This window comes from Actinacidiphila sp. bgisy167, assembly GCF_965342175.1.
Lineage (GTDB): Bacteria > Actinomycetota > Actinomycetes > Streptomycetales > Streptomycetaceae > Actinacidiphila.
Window position 1 is genome coordinate 140,045 of record NZ_CBDRBL010000002.1, and the last position, 22,472, is coordinate 162,516.

General features: G+C 71.7%; 18 protein-coding genes. 8 read left to right on the top strand and 10 right to left on the bottom strand.

The window, feature by feature from the left end:
* Positions 1-209: 209 nt before the first annotated feature.
* Genes hydA through ACRWND_RS01720 form a run of 6 tightly spaced genes read left to right on the top strand, consistent with a single transcriptional unit; the run spans position 210 to position 7,562 of the window.
* Positions 210-1,616 (top strand): dihydropyrimidinase, encoded by a 1,407-nt coding sequence (gene hydA / locus ACRWND_RS01695; RefSeq protein ID WP_431945038.1) that lies wholly within the window; start codon positions 210-212, stop codon positions 1,614-1,616.
* Positions 1,617-1,632: 16 nt separating this feature from the next.
* Positions 1,633-2,652 carry a TIGR03842 family LLM class F420-dependent oxidoreductase gene (locus ACRWND_RS01700; RefSeq protein ID WP_431945040.1) on the top strand — a complete coding sequence of 340 codons (1,020 nt, stop codon included), beginning with the start codon at positions 1,633-1,635 and terminating at the stop codon, positions 2,650-2,652.
* Between the two features lie 16 nt (positions 2,653-2,668).
* Positions 2,669-4,207: an NCS1 family nucleobase:cation symporter-1 gene (locus ACRWND_RS01705; protein ID WP_431945042.1), complete on the top strand. Its 1,539-nt coding sequence runs from the start codon at positions 2,669-2,671 to the stop codon at positions 4,205-4,207.
* A gap of 57 nt (positions 4,208-4,264) precedes the next feature.
* Positions 4,265-5,101: an inositol monophosphatase family protein gene (locus ACRWND_RS01710; RefSeq protein WP_431945044.1), complete on the top strand. Its 837-nt coding sequence runs from the start codon at positions 4,265-4,267 to the stop codon at positions 5,099-5,101.
* Entirely contained in the window at positions 5,098-6,528 is a 1,431-nt protein-coding gene (locus ACRWND_RS01715) for a phytoene desaturase family protein (RefSeq protein ID WP_431945046.1), read from the top strand. Before ACRWND_RS01710 ends, ACRWND_RS01715 begins: the two co-directional genes overlap by 4 nt.
* Before the next feature lie 50 nt (positions 6,529-6,578).
* Entirely contained in the window at positions 6,579-7,562 is a 984-nt protein-coding gene (locus tag ACRWND_RS01720; RefSeq protein WP_431945048.1) for an aldo/keto reductase, read from the top strand.
* A gap of 61 nt (positions 7,563-7,623) precedes the next feature.
* Here ACRWND_RS01720 and ACRWND_RS01725 read toward each other — a convergent pair whose 3' ends face one another.
* Positions 7,624-8,370, bottom strand: coding sequence for an SIR2 family NAD-dependent protein deacylase (locus ACRWND_RS01725; protein WP_431945050.1), 747 nt, complete (start codon positions 8,368-8,370; stop codon positions 7,624-7,626).
* A 902-nt stretch (positions 8,371-9,272) separates the two neighbouring features.
* Here ACRWND_RS01725 and ACRWND_RS01730 point away from each other — a divergent pair.
* Positions 9,273-11,072, top strand: a complete 1,800-nt coding sequence (locus ACRWND_RS01730) for a gamma-glutamyltransferase family protein (RefSeq protein ID WP_431945052.1) — start codon at positions 9,273-9,275, stop codon at positions 11,070-11,072.
* Positions 11,073-11,170: 98 nt separating this feature from the next.
* On the opposite strand, the gene ACRWND_RS01735 is transcribed toward ACRWND_RS01730, so the two are convergent.
* Both ACRWND_RS01735 and ACRWND_RS01740 read right to left on the bottom strand, forming a co-directional pair.
* Positions 11,171-11,692, bottom strand: coding sequence for an NUDIX domain-containing protein (locus ACRWND_RS01735; protein WP_431945054.1), 522 nt, complete (start codon positions 11,690-11,692; stop codon positions 11,171-11,173).
* On the bottom strand, positions 11,689-12,684 hold the full coding sequence (locus ACRWND_RS01740) for a ketopantoate reductase family protein (RefSeq protein ID WP_431945056.1): 996 nt from the start codon (positions 12,682-12,684) through the stop codon (positions 11,689-11,691). Before ACRWND_RS01740 ends, ACRWND_RS01735 begins: the two co-directional genes overlap by 4 nt.
* A gap of 314 nt (positions 12,685-12,998) precedes the next feature.
* On the opposite strand from ACRWND_RS01740, the gene ACRWND_RS01745 reads away from it, so the two are divergent.
* Positions 12,999-14,102, top strand: coding sequence for a glycerate kinase (locus tag ACRWND_RS01745; RefSeq protein ID WP_431945087.1), 1,104 nt, complete (start codon positions 12,999-13,001; stop codon positions 14,100-14,102).
* 71 nt (positions 14,103-14,173) lie between these two features.
* Here ACRWND_RS01745 and pssA read toward each other — a convergent pair whose 3' ends face one another.
* The 7 genes from pssA to ACRWND_RS01780 form a co-directional block, all read right to left on the bottom strand.
* Positions 14,174-15,025: a CDP-diacylglycerol--serine O-phosphatidyltransferase gene (gene pssA, locus ACRWND_RS01750; protein ID WP_431945058.1), complete on the bottom strand. Its 852-nt coding sequence runs from the start codon at positions 15,023-15,025 to the stop codon at positions 14,174-14,176.
* The gene (locus ACRWND_RS01755) at positions 15,012-15,668 is read right to left on the bottom strand and encodes a phosphatidylserine decarboxylase (RefSeq protein WP_431945059.1); all 657 of its coding nucleotides are present in this window, start codon (positions 15,666-15,668) and stop codon (positions 15,012-15,014) included. Before ACRWND_RS01755 ends, pssA begins: the two co-directional genes overlap by 14 nt.
* A gap of 171 nt (positions 15,669-15,839) precedes the next feature.
* Positions 15,840-17,051 (bottom strand): acyl-CoA dehydrogenase family protein, encoded by a 1,212-nt coding sequence (locus ACRWND_RS01760; protein ID WP_431945061.1) that lies wholly within the window; start codon positions 17,049-17,051, stop codon positions 15,840-15,842.
* A gap of 12 nt (positions 17,052-17,063) precedes the next feature.
* Positions 17,064-17,585, bottom strand: a complete 522-nt coding sequence (locus tag ACRWND_RS01765; protein WP_431945063.1) for a MaoC family dehydratase — start codon at positions 17,583-17,585, stop codon at positions 17,064-17,066.
* 65 nt (positions 17,586-17,650) lie between these two features.
* Positions 17,651-19,663 (bottom strand): protein meaA, encoded by a 2,013-nt coding sequence (locus ACRWND_RS01770; RefSeq protein WP_431945065.1) that lies wholly within the window; start codon positions 19,661-19,663, stop codon positions 17,651-17,653.
* A 14-nt stretch (positions 19,664-19,677) separates the two neighbouring features.
* Complete coding sequence (gene ccrA / locus ACRWND_RS01775; protein WP_431945067.1) at positions 19,678-21,015, bottom strand: crotonyl-CoA carboxylase/reductase; 1,338 nt, start codon at positions 21,013-21,015, stop codon at positions 19,678-19,680.
* A 592-nt stretch (positions 21,016-21,607) separates the two neighbouring features.
* Positions 21,608-22,366, bottom strand: coding sequence for a TetR family transcriptional regulator (locus tag ACRWND_RS01780; RefSeq protein WP_431945069.1), 759 nt, complete (start codon positions 22,364-22,366; stop codon positions 21,608-21,610).
* Positions 22,367-22,472 lie beyond the last annotated feature (106 nt).

Below are 22,472 nucleotides of genomic sequence, written 5' to 3' on the forward strand. Positions count from 1 at the left end.
CATTCGCCATTCGGCGGGCGCGAAAGGAGCGGATCGCCCCCGTCGAGTCCGGGCTTCCCGTGAGGCCCTGGCAGAGAGCGGTGGTGTCGCCACCGTGGGTGACCGGTCGTGCGTTCCCCGCCATGGAGGGGCCTGCGGGCGCAGAGCCGTTCCGGCATGGCAACGAGGTCTCAGGGACCCCGCGCTCGGCCATGGGAAGGAGTGGGAGCATGAGCCGCATCGTCATCCGGGGCGGACTGGTCGTCACCGCGGCCGAGGAAGTCCACGCCGACGTCCTTGTCCAGGGTGGAAGGATCGCCGCCCTCGCCGCGCGCGGCTCGGATCCGGCCGAGGGGTGGGCGGGGTCCGCTGATCGTGTGATCGACGCGGGCGGGATGTATGTGCTGCCGGGTGGTGTGGACGCGCACACCCATATGGAGTTGCCGTTCGGCGGCACCTTTGCGTCGGATTCCTTCGAGAGCGGTACGCGGGCGGCGGCGTGGGGTGGGACGACGACGGTTGTGGATTTCGCCGTGCAGTCGGTGGGGGAGTCGTTGCGTGCGGGGCTGGACGCGTGGCATGCGAAGGCGGATGGCCGGTGTGCGATCGACTACGGCTTCCACATGATTCTTTCGGACGTCACCGAGGACACACTGGAGGAGATGGACGTCCTGGTGGAGGAGGGTGTGACGTCCTTCAAGCTGTTCATGGCGTATCCGGGTGTGTTCTACAGCGATGACGGCAGGATTCTGCGGGCGATGCAGCGTGGTGCGGCCGATGGTGGGCTGATCATGATGCATGCGGAAAACGGGATCGCGATCGATGTGCTGGTGGAGCAGGCGTTGGCCGCGGGCCGGACCGATCCGCGGTACCACGGTGAGGTGCGGCATGCCTTGTTGGAGGCGGAGGCGACGCATCGGGCGATTCGGCTGGCGCAGGTGGCGGGGTGCCCGCTGTATGTGGTGCATGTCTCGGCGCGGCAGGCGGTGGAGCAGATCGCGCTGGCCCGGGACGAGGGGCTGAACGTGTTCGGGGAGACGTGTCCGCAGTATCTGTTCCTGTCCACCGACAACCTCGCCGAGCCGGGTTTCGAGGGTGCGAAGTACGTGTGCTCGACGCCGTTGCGGCCGAGGGAGCATCAGGCGGTGCTGTGGAGGGGCCTGCGCACGAATGATCTGCAGGTGGTGTCGACGGATCACTGCCCGTTCTGTTTTCTGGGGCAGAAAGAGTTGGGGCGGGGTGACTTCTCGAAGATTCCCAATGGGCTGCCGGGGGTGGAGAACCGGATGGATCTGCTGCATCAGGCGGTGGTGGAGGGGCGTATCAGCCGTCGGCGGTGGGTGGAGATCGCCTGTGCGGCGCCGGCGCGGATGTTCGGGTTGTATCCGCGCAAGGGGACGATCGCGCCGGGTGCGGACGCGGACATCGTGGTCTACGACCCGGCCGCGGAGCAGGTGCTGTCCGCGCGGACGCATCACATGAACGTCGACTACTCGGCCTACGAGGGCAAGCGGATCACCGGGCAGGTCAAGACGGTGCTGTCCCGCGGCGAGCTCGTCCTCGACGGCCGGGAGTACGTCGGGCGGGCGGGCCACGGCCAGTACATCCCGCGCGGAACGTGTCAGTACCTCGTGTGAGAAAGGCGTTGGAGCCATGGACTTCGGACTCGTTCTGCAGACGGACCCGCCTGCCGCGCAGGTCGTGGAGCTGATGCGGCGTGCCGAGCGGAGCGGTTTCAGCCACGGCTGGACGTTCGACTCGACGGTGCTGTGGCAGGAGCCGTTCGTGATCTACAGCCAGATCCTGGCGCGGACGGAGCGGTTGGTGGTCGGTTCGATGGTGACCAATCCGGGGACGCGGGCGTGGGAGGTGACCGCGTCGGCGTTCGCGACGCTGAACGAGATGTTCGGCAACCGCACGATCTGCGGGATCGGTCGGGGTGACTCGGCGATGCGGGTGGCGGGCCGCAAGCCGAACACGCTGGCCCGGATCGAGGAGGCGATGCACGTCATCCGCGAGCTGGCGGAGGGCCGTGAGGCCGATCTGGGCGGCACGGTGGTGCGGATCCCGTGGATCGGGCAGGGGGCGCGGTTGCCGGTGTGGATGGCGGCGTACGGGCCGAAGGCGCTGGCGGTCGCCGGGGCGAAGGCGGACGGGTTCATCCTGCAGTTGGCGGACGTGTATCTGACGGAGTGGATGGTGAGGGCGGTCCGGGACGCGGCGGTGGCCGCCGGGCGTGATCCGGGGGACGTGCGGGTGTGTGTGGCGGCGCCGGCGTATGTGACCGAGGACGACTCGCCGCGGGCGCTGGCCCATGCGCGGGAGCAGTGCCGCTGGTTCGGGGGGATGGTCGGGAACCACGTCGCCGACCTGGTGTCCCGGTACGGCGAGCACTCGGACGCCGTGCCCGGGGAGCTCACCTCGTACATCGCGGCGCGTCGTGGCTATGACTACGCGCACCACGGTCGTTCGGGGAACCCGGACACCGCGTTCGTTCCGGACGAGATCGTCGACCGCTTCTGCCTGCTGGGCACGCCGGAGCGGCACATCGAGAAGCTGGGCGCGCTGAAGGCGCTGGGCGTGGACCAGTTCGCGCTCTATGCCATGCACGACGCCAAGGAGTCGGTCGTCGACGCCTACGGCTCCACCGTCATCCCCGCACTCCGCGGCTGAGGAGAACACCGCGCCCATGCCGGCTGCCACGCCGCCCGCCCAGATCACGCACCCCGACGGCCGCGTCGAGCTCCGCCTCGACGCGGCCGTGCCGCACGGGCCGTACGCCAACCCGGATCTGCTGCCGATCCCCGTCGCCGACCGGCACTGGACGACCTACAACTTCACCGCGCTGTGGATCGGGATGGCGCACAACATCCCCTCGTGGACCTTGGCCTCCGGTCTGGTCGCCCTCGGCATGGACTGGAGGCAGGCGGTGCTCACCATCGCCCTCGCCAATGTCATCGTCCTGGTGCCGATGCTGCTCACCGGCCACGCCGGACCCAAGTACGGCATCCCCTTCCCGGTGCTGGCGCGCTCCTCCTTCGGGGTGCGCGGCGCCAACCTGCCGGCGATGCTGCGCGCCGCCGTCGCCTGCGCCTGGTTCGGCATCCAGACCTGGATCGGCGGTCAGGGCATCTTCGTCCTGCTCGGCAAGATCTGGGGCGGCTGGGCCGGCGCCGCGCACGTGGCGGGCTACCCGTGGACGTTGTGGGTCTGCTTCCTCGCCTTCTGGGCGCTGGAACTCGCGATCATCTACCGGGGCATGGAGACGCTCCGCCGCTTCGAGAACTGGGCCGCGCCCTTCGTCCTCGTCGGCGCCGTCGTCCTGCTGGTCTGGATGACGGACAAGGCGGGCGGCTTCGGACCGCTGCTCGACCAGCCCTCGGAACTCGGCTGGGGGGCGGATTTCTGGAAGGTCTTCTTCCCCGCCCTCATGGGCATGATCGGGTTCTGGTCGACGCTCTCCCTCAACATCCCCGACTTCACCCGCTTCGGTGCGGGTCAGCGTGCCCAGGTATGGGGCCAGACACTCGGTCTGCCGACCACGATGACCCTCTTCGCCGTCCTGTCGGTGCTCGTGACCTCCGGCTCGCACGCGGTGTACGGCAAGGCGATCTGGGATCCGGTCGAGCTGGCCGGCAAGACCGACAACGTCGTCGGCCTGCTCTACGCCCTGGTCACGGTGCTGGTGGCCACGATCAGCGTCAACATCGCGGCCAACGTGGTTTCCCCGGCGTACGACCTGTCCAACCTCGTGCCCCGGCACGTGGACTTCCGCACCGGCGCGCTGATCACCGGCGTCGTCGGGGTGCTGATTCTCCCCTGGAAGCTGACCTCGACCCCCGAGCTGTACATCTTCACCTGGCTGGGTGTGGTCGGCGGTGTCCTGGGCACCGTGGCCGGGGTCCTCATCGCCGACTACTGGGTCGTCCGGCGCACCCATCTCGCGCTCCGGGAGCTGTACGAGGCGGGGGCCGGCCGCTACTGGTACCACCGCGGCTGGAACTGGCGGGCGGTGCTCGCCCTCCTCGTGGGCGGCCTGCTGGCGGTCGGCGGTTCCTACTCGACCGTCGACGCCGCGGGCCGCAAGCAGGGCCCGTTCCCCGTCGACGGACTGATCCCGCTGCTCAAGCCGTTCGCGGACTACGGCTGGGCGGTCGGCCTGATCACCTCGTTCCTCCTGTACACCGCCCTGATGAGGAAGGCGGCGGCAGCCGCACGGACGGCGTGAATCCGCCAAAGCCCAAGGGGGTGCGCGGGGCCGCGGCCGATCTGGTCTGATGGAGGGGTGATCGATGACGCACTCTTCAAGGCGGTCGAGGACACGGTGCGCGCGGCCGCCGATGCGGAAGTCGTGCCGCGCTGGCGACGACTGGGCGCCGCCGACATCAGCCACAAGTCCAGGCCGGGGGATCTGGTCACTGTCGCCGACCGCGAGGCGGAACTGCGGCTGGCCGAGGAGCTGCCGGCGCTGCTGCCCGGATCCGTCGTCGTGGGCGAGGAGGCCGTGCACGCCGATCCCGGCATCCTGCGGCGCATAGGCGGCGACGACCCGGTGTGGATCGTCGATCCCGTCGACGGGACCGCCAACTTCGTCGCGGGCAGACCCGAGTTCGGCACGCTGGTCGCCCTGGCCTCCGGCGGTGAGGTGCAGGCCTCCTGGACCTATGTGCCGTGCCTCGGGCTGATGGCCACCGCGAGGCGCGGCAGGGGCGCCCTGCTGGGCGGCGAGCCGATCCGCACCGCCCGCGGCGTCGGCGAAGGCCCGCTGAGGATCGCCACCTCGCAGTTCGCCTTCCTCGACGCGCACGACCGGAGCCGGTTCGAAAGGCTCGGGGGCGACAGGGACGACGGGGGTGACGGCGTCGAAGCCCGCCAGTGCACCTGCGCCGGACTGGACTACGTGGAGGTCGCCCGGGGCGTGCTCGACGCCGTCGCCTTCACCTGGGAGTCGCCCTGGGACCACGCGGCCGGCCTGCTGCTGGTCACCGAGGCCGGCGGCGCCAGCGTCACCGCCGCGGGCGTGCCCTTCCGGATCGGCGGCGGCAACACCTTCCCCTTCTCCGTGGCGCGCGACGAGGCGACCGCGCGACGGGTCGTCGACCTGATGGCAGGTGGCCGGTGAGCAGGGCACACGTCACGGACGTCATCGTCGTCGGCGCCGGGCCCAACGGCCTGACCGCCGCGGTCGAACTCGCCCGAGCAGGCCACTCGGTGGAGCTCTTCGAGGCCGGCGACCGCGTGGGCGGTGGCGCGCGCACCGAGGAACTGACCCTGCCGGGCTTCCGCCACGACCCCTGCTCGGCGGTGCACCCGTTCGGCGCCGGCTCACCGGCGTTCGACGCGATGCCGCTGGCCGAGCACGGGTTGCGGTGGCTCCACCCGGAACTGCCCCTCGCGCATCCCTTCGACGACGGCACGGCCGCGGTGCTGGACCGCACCGTCGGCGCGACCGCCGCCTCACTGGGACCACGCGACGCGGGTACCTACCGCCGGCTGCTGGCTCCCTATGTCGGCCGCTGGCACACCTTCGCCCACGACTTCCTGCGCCCCCAGTGGCGGGGACTGCCGCGCGACCCGCTGCGTTTCGCGGGTTTCGGGCTGACCGGGTTGCCGCCGGTGGCCGTGCTCGCCCGGCTCTTCCGCGGCGAGAAGGCCCGCGGGCTGCTGGCCGGGCTCGCCGCCCATGCCATCGCCCCCCTCACCAGCCCGCTCACCGGTGCGACGGCGCTGATGTTCGCTGTCGCAGGCCACGAGGTCGGCTGGCCGGTCCCGCGCGGCGGTTCCCAGTCGCTCGCCGACGCCCTCGCGTCCTACCTGCGGCTGCTCGGCGGCACCGTCCACACCGGCGTCACGGTCCGCAAGCTCGACGAGCTGCCGCCGGCGCGCGCGTACGTCTTCGACACCTCGCCGACCGCACTGGCCCGTATCGCCGGCCTCGGTGACACCTACCGCAACTACCGCTACGGACCGGCCGTCTGGAAGATCGACTACGCCCTGGACGGTCCGGTGCCCTGGACCGCGGACGAGGCCCGGCGGGCCGGCACCGTGCACCTGGGGCCGACCATCGGCGAGATCGGCGACGCCCTGAACCGCGCGGTGCGCGGCCGCCCGCCGCAGACCCCGTTCCTGATCACCGCCCAGCCGACCGTCGTCGACCCGGGGCGCGCCCCTGAGGGCAAGCACGTCTTCTGGGCGTACGGGCACGTGCCCAACGGCTGGCGCGGCGACGCCACCGAAGCCGTCGAGCGGCAGATCGAGCGCTTCGCCCCGGGCTTCCGGGACCTCGTCCTCGCCCGGGCGGTCAGCGGACCGGCCGAACTCGCGGCCCGCAACGCCAACTACGTCGGGGGCGACATCGGAAGCGGGGCCTTCGCCGGACTGCAGACGGCCTTCCGCCCCAAGCTGAAGTGGAACCCCTACACCACCGCGCGCCCCGGGGTCTTCCTCTGCTCCTCCGCCAGCCCTCCCGGCCCCGGTGTCCACGGCATGTCCGGCCACCACGCGGCCCGCGAAGTGCGCCGCCACCTGGAGCGGGCCGCCCGCCGGTAGCGGCTGCCCCGTCGGCGGCGGCCGTCAGGGCAGCGGCTAGCATCGAGGTCATGGAGCAGCGCGTATTGGGCAGGACGGGCCGCAAGGTGTCCGTCGTGGGTCTCGGCACCTGGCAGCTGGGCGCCGACTGGGGCGAGGTCCGTGAGGAGGACGCTCTCGCCGTCCTGGACGCGGCGGTCGAGGAGGGCGTGACCCTCTTCGACACGGCGGACGTCTACGGCGACGGACGCAGCGAGCAGCTGATCGGCCGCTATCTGCGGGAGCGCCCGGACGCCGGGATCTTCGTCGCCACGAAGATGGGCCGCCGGGTCGACCAGGTCCCCGAGAACTACGTCCTGGACAACTTCCGCACCTGGAACGACCGGTCCCGGGCGAACCTGGGCGTCGACACCCTCGACCTCGTGCAGCTGCACTGCCCGCCCACGGCCGTCTACTCCTCGGACGCCGTCTTCGACGCCCTCGACACCCTCGTCGAGGAGCAGCGCATCGCGGCCTACGCCGTCAGCGTCGAGACCTGCGAGGAGGCGCTGACCGCCATCGCCCGTCCCGGTGTCGCGAGCGTGCAGATCATCCTCAACGCCTTCCGGCTCAAGCCGCTGGAGCAGGTGCTGCCGGCCGCCGCCGAGGCCGGGGTGGGGATCATCGCCCGCGTGCCGCTCGCCTCCGGTCTGCTGTCCGGCCGCTACACCAAGGACACGGTCTTCTCGGCCGACGACCACCGCACCTACAACCGGCAGGGTGAGGCCTTCGACCAGGGCGAGACCTTCTCCGGCGTGGACTACGCGACGGGCCTCGAGGCCGCGGCCGAGTTCGCCGCCCTCGCGCCCGAGGGTGCGACCCCGGCGCAGACGGCGCTGCGCTGGATCATCCAGCAGCCCGGCGTCACCACCGTGATCCCCGGCGCCCGCTCCGTCGAGCAGGCCCGCGCCAACGCCGAGGCCGCCGCCTTGCCGGCGCTGCCGCAGAGCACGCTGGACGCGGTGCGGGAGCTGTACGACCGAAGCATCCGCGCCCAGGTGCACCACCGCTGGTAGCGCCGCGGCGGACCCGCCGTGACCCGTGCCCCCGGACGGAATCCGTCCGGGGGCACGCGCGTCAGCCAGCGGTCGCCTGCTCGGCGATGCCGTCCAGGAGCGCGGGCAGCGCGCTCCCGATCGGCTCGCGCACCAGTTCGTCCGCGAACGCGTCGTACGGCGTCGGCTCGGCGTTGACGATCACCAGCCGCGCGCCGTGCTCCGCCGCCATCCCGGCGAGCGACGCGGCCGGCTGCACCTGCAGGCTCGTTCCGACCGCGACGAACACCGTGCACCCCTTGGCGATGGCCATGGCGTTGCCCAGCACCACCGGGTCCAGCCGCTCACCGAACATGACGGTCGCCGACTTCAGGATCCCGCCGCACTTCCCGCACGCCGGATCCGGCTCGCCCGCCCGGACCCGCGCCAGGGCCTCGTCCATGTGTGTCCGGTCGTGGCACCGCGTGCACACGACGGAACGGGCGGTGCCGTGCAGCTCGAGCACCTTGCGCTCGGGCAGCCCCGCCATCTGGTGCAGCCCGTCGACGTTCTGCGTGATCACGCGCACCGGCACTCCGGACCGCTCCAGCCGGACGATGGCGTCGTGCGCCCCGTTGGGCCGCACGTCCAGTGCCGGGCTCTCCATGCGCATCCGCCACGACCTGCGGCGCACCTCGGGATCGGCCATGTAGTGCTCGTACGTGACGAGTTTCTCGGCCCCCGGGTCGCGCCGCCACAGCCCGTTCGGGCCTCGGTAGTCCGGAATGCCGGAGTCAGTGGAGATCCCCGCGCCGCTGAGGATCGCGACAAGCGGCTTCTTCGCGCTCATGGCGTGAGGGTACGCAGACCGTGCGGGGCGCGGCCATCGGGTTTTCCGACCCGTCAGCCCAGCGCCGCACGCACCTGCGCTACCAGGGTCGAGGCAGCCTCCACCGCTGCCATGGGGGAGCCCGGCCGGCCGGCACCTCTCGGCGCGGGCACGGAAACCGGGCGGGGTGCCGTAAAAAACACCCGCGGCGGCGAGGGCCCCGGTACCGCACATGGTGATGGGCGTGCAGCGACTGCGACAGCACCCCGACCGCGAAAGGCACGGCGCGACGTGCAGGACGTCACCGGCAGTCGCGGACCTGCGGGCTTTCACGACCAGGAAGTCCGGCTCCCAGGAAGCCGCGACGAGCGCCTCGCACAGCGGCCCGGGACAGGCCGGCGTCTCCTCACGCAGCGCGGTCGGCTCGCCCGCGAGGTCGGCCAGGACCCGGCCGGCGGCGACTCCACAGGCGTACACCGGGGACCAGAAGCCCAGAGGATGGCCGGCCTGGACGCCCACCTCGTAGCGGCCGGCCCGGCAGTCGCCCCACACCTGCCGCTCCCGGTGCAGGTCCCGCAGGACCAGTCGACCTGCGCCACCCTGTCGACGTGCAGCCACACCCCGCCGGTCACCCCGGGGCCCCCACCGCCGGGGCCGGCGGTCTCCACCGGCCGCCGGTCGCCTCGGGGGCGGCGAGCGCGGCGAGCGCCTCCAGGTCCGGGTCACCGCGGGAGTGGAGGCCGAAAGCCTCAGTCGGAATCAGGGCGGTGGGTCCCACGCGCCCGGCTGCCGCCGAGCATCATTCCCGACCACACCGGGAACCCGCGCGAGCGAGCGCGCCGTGGACGGGACGGGGGTATGTGTTCGGTTTCGTCGAGCGCCGTGCGAGTGTAGGAGTGTCCCCGGCGCGAGGAGTAGGGAAATTGTTCACGACCCGGCCCACCCTGCAGGGCACCTTCGGCATGGTCTCGTCCACGCACTGGCTCGCCTCCCAGTCGGCGATGGCCGTGCTCGAGAACGGCGGCAACGCCTATGACGCGGCGGTCGCCGCCGGATTCGTGCTGCACGTGGTGGAGCCGCACCTCAACGGTCCCGCCGGCGAGGTGCCGATCATCATCGCGCCGGCGGGCGGTGCCGTCCGCGTGCTCAGCGGCCAGGGCCCCGCCCCAGCCGGGGCGACCATCGACCACTACCGTGCTCTGGGCCTGGACTTCGTCCCCGGCACCGGTCCGCTCGCGGCCGCCGTGCCCGGCGCCTTCGACGCGTGGATGGTGCTGCTGCGCGACCACGGCACCAAGCCGCTCGCGGAGGTGCTCTCCTTCGCCATCGGCTACGCCGAGCAGGGCCACCCCGCGGTGGAGGCCGTCGGCGCCACGGTCGGCAACGTGCGGGAACTGTTCGAGACGGAGTGGACGACCTCGGCCGAGCTGTACCTGGCCGACGGGCGTCCGCCCCGGCCCGGCGCGATGCTGCGCAACCCCGCTCTCGCCGCCACCTGGCGGCGGCTGCTGCGGGAGGCGGAGGCCGCGGGCAGCGACCGGGAGGCGCAGATCGAGGCGGCCCGCAGGGCGTGGCGCGAGGGCTTCATTGGCGAGGCGCTGGCCGCCTTCGCCGCCCGTCCCGCGATGGACACCACCGGTGAGCGCCACGCCGCCACACTGACCGGGGACGACCTCGTTGCCTATGAGGCCCGCCACGAGGACCCGGTGTCCCTCGATTGGAACGGCTGGACGGTCTGCAAGGCGGGCCCCTGGAGTCAGGGTCCGGTCTTCCTGCAGCAACTGGCCCTGCTGCCGCCCGACCTCCCGTACCTGGAGTACGGCTCCGCCGACTATGTGCACACCCTGGTCGAGGGCACCAAGCTCGCGATGGCGGACCGCGAGGCCTGGTACGGCGACGCTCAGGACGACGTGCCCCTCGCCGAGCTGCTCTCGCCCGCCTACAACGACGAGCGGCGCCGCCTGATCGACCCGGCCAAGGCCTCCCACGAACTGCGCCCCGGGAGCCCCGGCGGCCGCACTCCGCAGCTGCCTCACTTCCCGCTCCACGACCCCGCCGCGGAGGACGAGTTCGACGCCATGGGCGTCGGGGAGCCGACCGTCGCCCACAACGGCGCGACCCGCGGCGACACCTGCCATCTCGACGTCGTCGACCGCTGGGGCAACATGGTCGCCGCCACCCCGAGCGGCGGCTGGCTGCAGTCCAACCCCGTCATCCCCGAGCTCGGCTTCCCGCTCGGCACCCGCCTGCAGATGACGTGGCTGGAGCCCGGGCTGCCGAACTCCCTCACCCCGGGCCGCCGTCCGCGCACCACGCTCACCCCGTCGCTCGCGCTGCGCGACGGGGTGCCGGTGATGGCCTTCGGCACCCCCGGAGGCGACCAGCAGGACCAGTGGTCGCTGCACTTCTTCCTGGGCGTCGCCCTGCGCGCCCCCGTCCGGGGCGGCCTCGACCTCCAGGGCGCCATCGACGCGCCCAACTGGCACAACGACAGCTTCCCGAGCTCCTTCCACCCCCGTCAGATGCGGCCGGGCAGCCTCACCGTGGAGAGCCGCCTCGAGGAGTCCGTCATCGCCGGGCTGCGCGGCCGCGGCCACGACGTCACCGTCGCCGCGCCCTGGTCCGAGGGCCGTATGTGCGCCGTCGCCCGCGACCCGGAGACGGGCGTGCTGTCCGCGGCCGCCAACCCCCGCGGGATGCAGGGGTACGCGGTGGGTCGCTGAGCGCGACGGCCACCGGGGTCGTCAGGCGGCTCGCGGCCACCGCGGTCGTCAGCCGGCTTGACGGGCCGTCCGGCGGAAAACCCGTGACGGACGCCGGATCACGCGGTGGACCGCTGGGCGGCCGCCGCGGGGTGGCCATCGACCAGCTCGACGGGCCAGGCGCCGTTCTCCAGCGCGGCCAGGGCCGCGAGGACACGGCGGTGGAGGCCGGGGGAGAGGTACTCCCCGGCCTCGTCGGGGGTCGCCGTCCGCCAGGCGGACAGCTCCTCCTCCTGCAGCACGATCGCGCCGAGCGCGGCCGCGTCGAGCACGCCGCCGTCATACATGTACGAGGCCAGCGGCGGCCGCTCCGAGGACCCGTGCACCCAGTCGACGGCGAGCAGGACGCCGGGCTCGACGTCCAGCCCGATCTCCTCCAGGGTCTCCCGGCGCGCCGCCTCGCGGGGCGTCTCCCCGTCGGCGGACTCGATCGTGCCTCCCGGCAGCACCCATCTGCCGTCGTCGCGGTAGGTGGTCTCGGCGATCAGGATGCGGCCCTCGGCGTCGCGGAAGAGCGTGCTCGCCCCGGCGAGGATCTTGGGCAGGCCGGCGATGTACGCGGCGTAGTCAGCAGTCGTCACGCGCCCCAACCTACGGGCTCGCGGCCCTCGACGGCGGCGGCCACCTGCGCCGACGTGAGGCTTCCGGGGGCGCGGCGGTCGCGTGCCGCGCGGTTCGTGAGCCGGCGCAGCGTCTCGTTGACCGGCGCGGGCACCCCGTGGAGCCGCCCCAGCAGCACGATCTCCCCGTTGAGCCAGTCCGCCTCGACGCTTCCGGTGCCCCGGGTCAGGCTCTGCCAGGACGAGCCGCCGCCCCGGGCGAAACCGTCCACCGCGCGCAGGCTCACCCGGTCTCCGCGGACCGCCGCCTGCTCCTCCACGCTCGCGTACGGGATGCCGGCGGCGTCGAGCACCGCGCCGCCCTCGGCCCTCGCCCGGTCGAGCAGGTCGGCCGCCGTGTCGTCCCAGCCGCCGCCGCACAGCGCCTCGACGGCGTTGCCGAGGTTCGACAGCAGCTTGGCGTACTTCCAGCGCATCACATCGGGCACCACGGGGGCCCCGAAGGAGGACTTCTCCAGGTCCGCGGAGACGGCCCGCGCGAGGTCGTCCGTGCCGTGGGGGTAGCGGCCGAGATGCAGGATGCCGGGCAGCGGCCCGCAGGGGGCCACCACCTCGCCGGGTTCCAGGTGGGTCGACGGCAGCCACACGCACATGCCGTACACCTCGCGGAACCGGCGCAGCGCCATGCGTTCGTTGGCGACGCCGTTCTGGGCGCAGATCAGCGGCAGCCGGTCCGCCACCGGTGCCCAGGCGTCCAGCGCGGCCTGGGTGTCCTGTGTCTTCACGGCGAGTACCAGGACGTCGCCTTCACCGAGCGCCAGTTCGTCGGGGCCGCCGGCCACCGGGACGGGCAGCTGCGACGTCCCGTCCGGCGTCCGCAGAGTCAGCCCGCGCTCGCGCAGCGCCTCCAGGTGCACGCCGCGCGCGACCAGGACGACCTCGTGACCGCTCTCGTACAGCCGGCCGCCTATCGTCGCGCCGACGGCGCCCGCTCCCACAATGATGTATCGCACACGTGAAACCCTACGGCACCAAAGACACAGGACGGCGGGCCAGTTCGCTGATCGCCGTCCCGTCGAAGCGCCTGCGCTGCGCACGTGGGTGCTGGGGGGGCTGCCGGTGCCCGGGTGCGGGTTCGTCCCGCGCCTTTCGGGCGTTTGTCGGCGGGAGAGCCGCAGTACGCGGAGCCCGCCGCGATCCAGCTTCTTCGAGGGTGAGGACGGCAAGGCCCGTACCCCCGGTGTACCGCCCGGCCGCCCTGGATAGGGTTCAGGCGGCGCGACCGGCCATAAGGGAGATCAACGTGACGGACGCACGTCCAGTGCGGGTGCTCATCGCAGCGGACAAGTTCAAGGGGTCGCTGACCGCCGTCGAGGTGGCGGAGCGGCTCGAGGCGGGGCTTCGGAAGGCTGCCCCGGGGCTCGTCGTCGAGTCGGTGCCGGTGGCCGACGGCGGGGACGGCACGGTGGACGCCGCCGTCGCCGCGGGGTTCGACCGGCGGCTGGTGCGGGTCACCGGTCCGCTGGGGGAGCCCGTCACCGCCGCGTACGCGCTGCGCGACGGCACCGCGGTGGTCGAGATGGCCGAGGCCTCGGGCCTGCGGCACCTGGCGCCGGGTGTCTTCGCTCCGCTGACGGCGACCACCTTCGGCACGGGCGAGATGCTGCGGGCGGCGCTCGACGCGGGGGCGCGCACCATCGTGCTCGGCGTCGGCGGCAGCGCGACCAACGACGGGGGCGCCGGCATGCTCGTCGCGCTCGGCGCCCGCCTGCTCGACGGCCGGGGTGAGCCCGTCCGCCCCGGCGGTGCGGCGCTCGCGGGGCTGGCCTCGGCGGACCTGTCCGGCCTCGACCCGAGGCTCGCCTCGACCGAGATCGTCCTCGCCAGCGACGTCGACAATCCGCTGCTCGGCCCCAAGGGCGCCGCCGCCGTCTACGGCCCTCAGAAGGGCGCCACGCGGGAGGACGTCACGACGCTGGACGCCGCGCTCGCCCACTACGCGCGGGTGCTGGGGGCCGGTGCGGCCGCCGAGGCCCCGGGCGCGGGCGCGGCCGGCGGGGTCGGGTTCGGGGCGCTGGTGGGCCTGCGTGCCTCCTTCCGCCCCGGCGTCCAGGTGCTCCTGGACATGCTCGGCTTCGCGGAGGCCCTGGCGCGGGCCGACCTGGTGATCACCGGCGAGGGCTCCCTCGACGAGCAGACTCTGCACGGCAAGGCCCCGGCCGGTGTGGCGGCCGCCGCCCGGGCCCGGGACGTGGACGTGGTCGCCGTCTGCGGCCGCCTCACGCTGCCCGCCGCCGCCCTGGCGGCGGCGGGTATCCGCCGGGCGTACGCCCTGACCGGCCTCGAGCCGGACCCGGCGCGCTGCATGGCGGAGGCCGGGCCGCTGCTGGAACGCCTCGCCGGGGACATCGCGCGCGACCTTGCGGCCTGACCGGAATCCGGCCGGGAAAGCCAGAGGCCCCGAGCCGTTCCCGGCTCGGGGCCCCGCTGGACTTCGTACGGCTACGGAAGCTGCGCCGCACGCGCCTCACGGCGGTTGTTGCGGATCATGTTGACCCGGCGGGTCGTCGCGAAGAGCGGGATCACCGCCGCCGCGCAGATCTGCAGCGCGGCGCCCGTCTGCAGCAGCATGTCGCCGCCGGGGACGGCGAACGCCCAGCACACCAGGCAGCCCATGCTCAGCACGATCCAGGAGAGCGTGATCGTCGCGAGCCGGCCGCGCGGCTTCGGGTACTCGACCCGGCTGACCATCAGCCACGCCACTCCGACGATGGCCAGCACCGTCGGGATGAAGGGGAGGTTCAGCAGGACGACCGAAATGACGGTCATCGCCCCGAAGGGGCTCGGCATGCCCTGGAAGATGCCCGCCCGCACCGTCGTGCAGGAGAAGCGGGCCAGGCGCAGAACGACCGCGAGCAGCACCACGACCGCCGCCACCGCCGAGACCTTGCCGTACGCGTCGTTCGAGATCAGGCCCCAGACGACCACGAAGTAGGCCGGGGCCAGGCCGAAGCTGATCAGGTCCGACAGGTTGTCCAGTTCCGCGCCCATCGCAGAGCTGCGCAGCTTGCGCGCGACGAGCCCGTCGAAGAGGTCGAAGACCGAGGCCATGAGCATCAGCAGCACGGCGGTGGCGGCGCTGTGCCGGGTCATGCCGCCGTCGGTGTTGCCCATCAGATGCGGGACGAGCACCCCGGTGGTGGTGAAGTACACCGCCATGAATCCGCAGATCGCGTTACCGAGGGTGAGGCCGTCCGCTATCGACAGCCGCGTCGACAGCGGCATGTCATCGTCGTCGTCATCGTCCACCGAGGCGACCCACGGTGCCTGGGTGTCGGGATCAATCACGGTCAAGGCGCGTCACCCCAGCCACGGTGGTCTGGCCGACCTCGACGGCGGGCTCGACGCCCTCCGGCAGGTAGATGTCCACACGGGAGCCGAAGCGGATCAGGCCGATGCGCTCGCCCTGCTCCACCTTGGTGCCCTGCGGCACGTAGGGAACGATGCGGCGCGCCACGGCTCCGGCGATCTGGACCATCTCGATGTCGCCGAGCTCGGTCTCGAAGTGCCAGACGACGCGCTCGTTGTTCTCGCTCTCTTTGTTGAACGCTGGAACGAACCCGCCGGGGATGTGCTCCACGGACGTGACCGTGCCGGCCAGCGGCGCGCGGTTCACGTGGACGTTCAGCGGGCTCATGAAGATCGCGACGCGGGTGCGCCCGTCCTTCCACGGCATGATGCTCTGCACCACGCCGTCGGCCGGCGAGATGACGCGGCCCTGCGCGATCTCGCGCTCGGGGTCGCGGAAGAACCACAGCATGCCCGCCGCGAGGGCGGTGGTGGGGACGGCCACGGCCGCCCAGCGCCCGGAACGGCGGGCGCGGACCAGGCTGACCGCCGCGGTGGCGACGGTCGGGAGGAGCCACGGCGACGCTCCGCGCGCGAGGCGTACGCCGGCCCGGCTGTCGCGTGGTGCAGAGGAATGGCTGTGGGGCATGGAAGACCTTCGTAGCGGAGGGTGCCGCAAAGATGGTGCTGGGGACGGCGGCTTTCCGTGAATGGTATCGGCAGGGACCGGCAACTGGGCAAGCCAGCAGCCGAGTCAGTGGCCGATATTTGATGACTGGGCGTGACCTTGGGGTCGCGCAAAGTAGTGCAACTCAGACATTCATCCCTGGATTCGGTACTCCTCGAGCAGTCGGCGTCCGATGATCATTTTCTGGATCTCGGCGGTGCCCTCGCCGATGAGCAGCATCGGCGCCTCGCGGTAGAGGCGCTCGATCTCGTACTCCTTGGAGAAGCCGTAGCCCCCGTGGATGCGGAACGCGTCCTCCACGACCTCCTTGCAGTACTCGGAGGCGAGATATTTCGCCATGCCGGCCTCGAGGTCGTTGCGCTGGCCGGAGTCCTTCTTGCGGGCCGCGTTCACCATCAGGGCGTGGGCCGCCTCGACCTTGGTGGCCATCTCGGAAAGCTTGAACTGGATGGCCTGGTGCTGCACGATCGGCTTGCCGAAGGTGTGCCGCTGCTGGGCGTAGGCGATCCCCAGTTCGAAGGCGCGCTGTGCGACACCGCAGCCGCGGGCGGCCACGTTGACCCGGCCGACCTCGACGCCGTCCATCATCTGGTAGAAGCCGCGGCCGCTGCGGCCGCCCAGGACGCGATGTGACGGAACCTTCACATCCTCGAGGACGAGCTCGGTCGTGTCGACGCCCTTGTAGCCCATCTTCTCGATCTTGCCGGGGACGGTGAGGCCCTTCACCGTCGGGTTGGGCCCAAAACCGGGCTCCTTCTCGATGAGGAAGGTCGTCATCGACTTGTGCGGGGCCGCGCTCTCCGGCAGGCCCTCGTCCGTCCGGCACAGCACCGCGACGAGGTTGGACGTGGCGCCGTTGGTCAGCCACATCTTCTGGCCGTTGATGACGTAGTCGTCGCCGTCCCGGACGGCCTTGGTGCGGATCGCCGAGACATCGGAGCCCAGGCCGGGCTCGGACATCGAGAAGGCGCCGCGCACCTCGCCGGTGGCCATACGGGGCAGGAAGTACTCCTTCTGCTCGTCGGTGCCGTGCTGCTTGAGCATGTAGGCGACGATGAAGTGCGTGTTGATGATGCCCGACACGCTCATCCAGCCGCGGGCGATCTCCTCGACCGTCAGGGCGTAGGTGAGCAGGGACTCGCCGAGCCCGCCGTACTCCTCCGGGATCATCAGCCCGAAGATGCCGAGATCCTTGAGGCCCTCGACGATGTCGGTGGGGTACTCGTCCCGGTGCTCCAGCTCGTTCGCGACCGGGATGATCTCCTTGTCGACGAAGCTGCGCACCGTGGAGAGGATCTCCTGCTGGACGTCGGTCAGCCCGTCGGTCTGAGCGAGTCGGCTCATGTCTGCTGCCTCCTAGGCGTTCACGTCGGGACGGGGGGAGACGGACGGGCGGCCGGGCTGCTCGCCGCCGCGTTCCTTGACGTAGCCGGCGGTGGGGACCAGCACCTTGCGGCGGAAGACGCACACCAGGGTGCCGTCCTGCTTGTGGCCCCTGGTCTCCACCTGGACGATCCCGCGGTCGTCCTTCGACTTCGACGGCCACTTGTCCAGCACGGTCGTCTCGCCGTAGATGGTGTCGCCGTGGAAGGTCGGCGCCACGTGCTTGAGCGACTCGACCTCCAGGTTGGCGATCGCCTTGCCGGAGACGTCCGGCACCGACATGCCGAGGAGCAGGGAGTAGACGTAGTTCCCCACGACCACGTTCTTCCCGAAGTCGGTGGTCTTCTCGGCGTAGTTCGCGTCCATGTGGAGCGGATGGTGGTTCATGGTCAGGAGGCAGAAGAGGTGGTCGTCGTACTCGGTGACCGTCTTCCCGGGCCAGTGCCGGTAGACGGCTCCTACCTCGAACTCTTCATACGTACGGCCGAACTGCATCTTTGCTGCGCCTCCGGGGTGTCGAACGGGTTCGTACGGCTCCGTACGGATGTTCGCCGCCGTGTTCAGGCGGCGACCTCCAGCGGGTCCAGCTTGCCGGCCCTGCGGATCTCGTCCACGATCCTGCCGATGATCCCGGTGATCGCGAAGTCCTTCGGCGTGAACACGGCCGCGACGCCGGACTCGACCAGCTTGGCCGCGTCCGCGGGTGGGATGATGCCGCCCACGACGACCGGCACGTCGCCCGCTCCCGCCCTGCGCAGCCGGTCCAGCACGTCCGGCACGAGCTCGGCGTGCGAGCCGGAGAGGACCGACAGCCCGACGCAGTGGACGTCCTCGGCGACCGCCGCCGAGACGATCTGCTCGGGGGTCAGCCGGATGCCCTGGTATACGACCTCGAAGCCGGCGTCGCGGGCCCGTACCGCTATCTGCTCGGCGCCGTTGGAATGGCCGTCCAGCCCGGGCTTGCCCACCAGCAGGCGCAGCTTGCCGGCGCCCAGCTCGCCGGCGGTGAGCGCCACCTTGCGGCGGACCTCGGCCAGCGGTGTGCCGGGCTCGGCGGTGACCGCGACAGGGGCGCCGCCCACGCCGGTCGGGGCGCGGAACTCGCCGAAGACGTCGCGCAGCGCCCAGGACCACTCTCCCGTGGTGACGCCGGCCCGGGCGCACTGCACGGTGGCCTCCATGAGGTTGCCGGTGCCGGCAGCCGCCGCCTTGAGCGCCTCCAGCGACCGCTGCGCCCGCACTTCGTCCCGCCGGTCGCGCCAGTCGTGGAGGGCGGCGACGACCCTTGCCTCGTTCTGCGGGTCGACGGTCATGACGGCGCCGCCCAGGTCGGCGGTGAGGGGGCTGGGCTCGGTCGCCTCGTAGCAGTTGACACCGACGACCTTCTCCTCGCCGGACTCGATCCGTGCCCGGCGCTCGGCGTGCGAGGAGACCAGCTGCGCCTTCAGGTAGCCGGACTCGACGGCGGCCATGGCGCCGCCCATCTCCTGGATGTGCGCGATCTCGGAGAGGGACCGTTCGACGAGCTCGCCGACCTTCGCCTCGACGACGTGGCTGCCGTCGAAGATGTCGCCGTACTCCAGCAGGTCGCTCTCGTGGGCCAGGACCTGCTGGATGCGCAGGGACCACTGCTGGTCCCAGGGGCGCGGCAGGCCGAGCGCCTCGTTCCAGGCGGGCAGCTGCACGGCGCGGGCCCGGGCGTCCTTGGACAGGGTCACGGCCAGCATCTCCAGCACGATGCGCTGGACGTTGTTCTCCGGCTGCGCCTCCGTCAACCCGAGCGAGTTGACCTGCACCCCGTACCGGAAGCGGCGCTGCCGGGGGTCCTCGATGCCGTAGCGCTCGCGGGTGATCGTGTCCCAGACGCGGGTGAAGGCCCGCATCTTGCACATCTCCTCGACGAAGCGGACCCCCGCGTTGACGAAGAAGGATATGCGCGCGACGACGTCGCCCATGCGCTCCTGCGGCACCTGGCCGCGCTCGCGGACCGCGTCGAGCACGGCGATCGCGGTGGACATCGCGTAGGCGATCTCCTGCACCGGTGTGGCCCCGGCCTCCTGCAGGTGGTAGCTGCAGATGTTGATCGGGTTCCACTTGGGCATGTGGTGGACCGTGTACGCGATCATGTCCGTCGTCAGCCGGAGCGAGGGGCCGGGGGGGAAGACGTACGTCCCGCGCGACAGGTACTCCTTGACGATGTCGTTCTGGGTCGTCCCCTGGAGCCGGGTGACGTCGGCGCCCTGCTCCTCGGCGACGACCTGGTAGAGCGCGAGCAGCCACATGGCGGTGGCGTTGATGGTCATCGACGTGTTCGTCTCCTCCAGGGGGATGTCCTGGAAGAGCCGGCGCATGTCGCCGAGGTGGGCGACCGGGACCCCGACCCGGCCCACCTCGCCGCGGGCCAGCACGTGGTCGGGGTCGTACCCCGTCTGCGTCGGGAGGTCGAACGCGACCGACAGGCCGGTCTGGCCCTTGGCGAGGTTGCGCCGGTACAGGGCGTTGGACGCCTCGGCGGTGGAGTGCCCCGCGTACGTCCGCATCAGCCACGGACGGTCCTTGCGACGCTCGTTCATGGTCCCTCCCGGTCTCAGACGTTCCGGAAGCGGTTGATGGCGTCGATGTGCCTGGCCCGCAGTTGCTCGTCGCGGACGCCGAGGCCCTCCTCGGGGGCGAGCGCCAGCACGCCGACCTTGCCCTGGTGCACGTTGCGGTGCACGTCGCGGGCGGCCTGGCCGGTCTCCTCCAGGCGGTAGGTCTTCGACAGCGTGGGGTGGATCCTGCCCTTGGCGACGAGGCGGTTGGCCTCCCACGCCTCACGGTAGTTCGCGAAGTGCGAGCCGACGATGCGCTTGAGCGACATCCACAGGTAGCGGTTGTCGTATGTGTGGTTGTAGCCCGAGGTCGAGGCGCAGGTGACGACGGTGCCGCCCTTGCGCGTGACGTAGACCGAGGCGCCGAAGGTCTCGCGCCCCGGGTGCTCGAAGACGATGTCGACGTCCTCGCCGCCGGTCAGCTCGCGGATGCGCTTGCCGAAGCGCTTCCACTCCTTCGGGTCCTGGGTGTGCTCGTCCTTCCAGAACCGGTAGTCCTCGGCGGTGCGGTCGATGATGGCCTCGGCGCCCATGCGGCGGCAGATCTCCGCCTTCCGCGGCGAGGACACCACGCAGATCGGGTTGGCGCCGCCGGCCAGGGCGAACTGTGTCGCGTAGCTGCCCAGGCCGCCGCTTGCGCCCCAGATCAGCACGTTGTCGCCCTGCTTCATGTCGGCGCCGTTGCGGGAGACCAGCTGGCGGTAGGCGGTGGAGTTGACCAGACCCGGGGCCGCGGCCTCCTCCCAGGTGAGGTGCCTGGGTTTGGGCATCAGCTGGTTGGACTTGACCAGCGCTATCTCGGCGAGGCCGCCGAAATTGGTCTCGAAGCCCCAGATGCGCTGCTCGGGGTCGAGCATCGTGTCGTTGTGGCCGTCCGCGGACTCCAGTTCGACGGACAGGCAGTGCGCGACGACCTCGTCGCCGGGCTTCCAGAGGTTCACTCCGGGCCCGGTGCGCAGCACGACGCCCGCCAGGTCGGAACCGATGACGTGGTACGGCAGGTCGTGCCGCCTGGCCAGTGGGGAGAGCCGGCCGTAGCGCTCCAGGAAGCCGAAGGTGGGCAGCGGCTCGAAGATCGAGGTCCACACCGAGTTGTAGTTGACCGAGCTGGCCATGACGGCCACCAGGGCCTCGCCCGGGCCGAGCTCGGGTACGGGCACCTCGTCCAGGTGCAGGGACTTGCGCGGGTCCTTCTCGCGGGTGTCGAGGCCCTCGAACATGCCGGCCTCGTCCTTGTGGACGGTGATGGCGCGATACGACTCGGGCAGCGGCAGCGCCGCGAGGTCCGCGGCCGTGTTTTCGGACGCCATGATGGCGTCGAGGATGTCCTTCACGAGATGCCTCCGGCGAAGCGCGACGTAGGAACGCTTGGGGGACGTCGGGAGGAGTGCTGGGGGTGGCGCCGTCGGTTCGGCGGTGCTGCGGCTGTCCGTGGCGGTTGCGGCGGATGGTGCGGAGCGCGAGTGACGCGGTCGGTGCCTGTGACGCAGGCGCCCGGGCCTTGGGGACAGACGGCGAACGACCAAGCCGGCACGCCGCCCGCCCGGACTTAACTCACAGTATGGCACCGCGTGCCATCCCGCAAGACACTGCGTGCCAACAATTCTTCTCAGATGACATCACGGCCGCACATTTGAGCATCACAAAAAGGCGTCCCGACGCTGTGGCCAGGGGCGCGGTACGACGGACCCGGGGTGCGGGGCCGGGGTGCTGCTGTGGCGGGCCCTGGGGCGCCGAGGGGTGCCGGGGCGCCGCTCAGGCACGCGGCCGGCCTCAGGCCCGCCCGGGGTCTGCGGCCCTGGGTGAGGGGGACCGGGCGGCCGTGCTGCGCGATTCCGGAGGTACGGGCCGGCTGCCCACCGCCGACACCGGCGGCCAGGGACGTGCGGCCTCGGCGGTTCGTGCTCGGGGCGTGGGTGCGGGCGGCTACGCGCCCTTCAGGGCCTTCTCGATCGTCCGCATCACCTCGGCCGGCGAGGCGTCCGTGCGCGCCACGGCGACGACGACCTCGCCCTGGGTGGAGGCGATCACCGGGGCGGGGGAGGGGCGCCGGCCGATGCCGGTGCCGAAGGTCTGCTTGATCACCTCGAAGGCGTGCTCCAGCTGCGCCTCGACGTCGCCCTTGCCTCCGGCGCGCAGCCAGCGCCGCAGCACATGGTTGTGGGCGGCGACGACGGCGGACGCGGCGACCTCCGCCAGCAGCGGGTCGTCGTCACCGTCGCGGTGGGCGCCCTCGTCGAAGTGGCCCAGCAGATAGCGGGTGAACAGTCGCTCGTAGCGGGCCACCGAGGCGATCTCGCGCTCCCGCAGGATCGGGATCTCGCGGGTCAGGCGGTAGCGCTCCACCGAGACCTCCGGAGCCTCGGCGTACATGCGCAGCACTTCGGTGATGCCGCGGCACACCGTGTCGAGCGGATGCTCGTGGGGCTCGGCGGAGTCCAGCACCTGACCCACGCGCACCAAGGTGTCGTCGTGGTCGGGGAAGATCGCCTCCTCCTTGGAGCGGAAGTGCCGGAAGAACGTCCGGCGCGCGACCCCGGCGGCACCGGCGATCTCGTCGACGGTGGTCTCGTCGTACCCCTGGGTTGCGAAGAGGTGCATAGCCGCGGCGGCCAGTTCCTGGCGAACTCGACGGCGCTGGGCGGTGGTGGAGGACGCGCGGGCGGGCTTCACGGGCTGGGGCATACCGCGAACGTACTGCATTCCCGCCGGACGTTGGGACGGGCCCGGTTTCCCGGTGCGCTGGGGGGGGATCCAGAGGAACCCCCCCCCCCCCAAAACAACCCCGCCT

Excerpts from the sequence above, each read along its gene's own strand:
- hydA (WP_431945038.1), top strand. The coding sequence starts at position 210 with ATGAGCCGCATCGTCATCCGGGGCGGACTGGTCGTCACCGCGGCCGAG.
- ACRWND_RS01700 (WP_431945040.1), top strand. The coding sequence starts at position 1,633 with ATGGACTTCGGACTCGTTCTGCAGACGGACCCGCCTGCCGCGCAGGTC.
- ACRWND_RS01705 (WP_431945042.1), top strand. The coding sequence starts at position 2,669 with ATGCCGGCTGCCACGCCGCCCGCCCAGATCACGCACCCCGACGGCCGC.
- ACRWND_RS01720 (WP_431945048.1), top strand. The coding sequence starts at position 6,579 with ATGGAGCAGCGCGTATTGGGCAGGACGGGCCGCAAGGTGTCCGTCGTG.
- ACRWND_RS01725 (WP_431945050.1), bottom strand. The coding sequence starts at position 8,370 with ATGAGCGCGAAGAAGCCGCTTGTCGCGATCCTCAGCGGCGCGGGGATC.
- ACRWND_RS01755 (WP_431945059.1), bottom strand. The coding sequence starts at position 15,668 with ATGCCCCACAGCCATTCCTCTGCACCACGCGACAGCCGGGCCGGCGTA.
- ACRWND_RS01760 (WP_431945061.1), bottom strand. The coding sequence starts at position 17,051 with ATGAGCCGACTCGCTCAGACCGACGGGCTGACCGACGTCCAGCAGGAG.
- ACRWND_RS01765 (WP_431945063.1), bottom strand. The coding sequence starts at position 17,585 with ATGCAGTTCGGCCGTACGTATGAAGAGTTCGAGGTAGGAGCCGTCTAC.
- ACRWND_RS01770 (WP_431945065.1), bottom strand. The coding sequence starts at position 19,663 with ATGAACGAGCGTCGCAAGGACCGTCCGTGGCTGATGCGGACGTACGCG.
- ACRWND_RS01780 (WP_431945069.1), bottom strand. The coding sequence starts at position 22,366 with ATGCCCCAGCCCGTGAAGCCCGCCCGCGCGTCCTCCACCACCGCCCAG.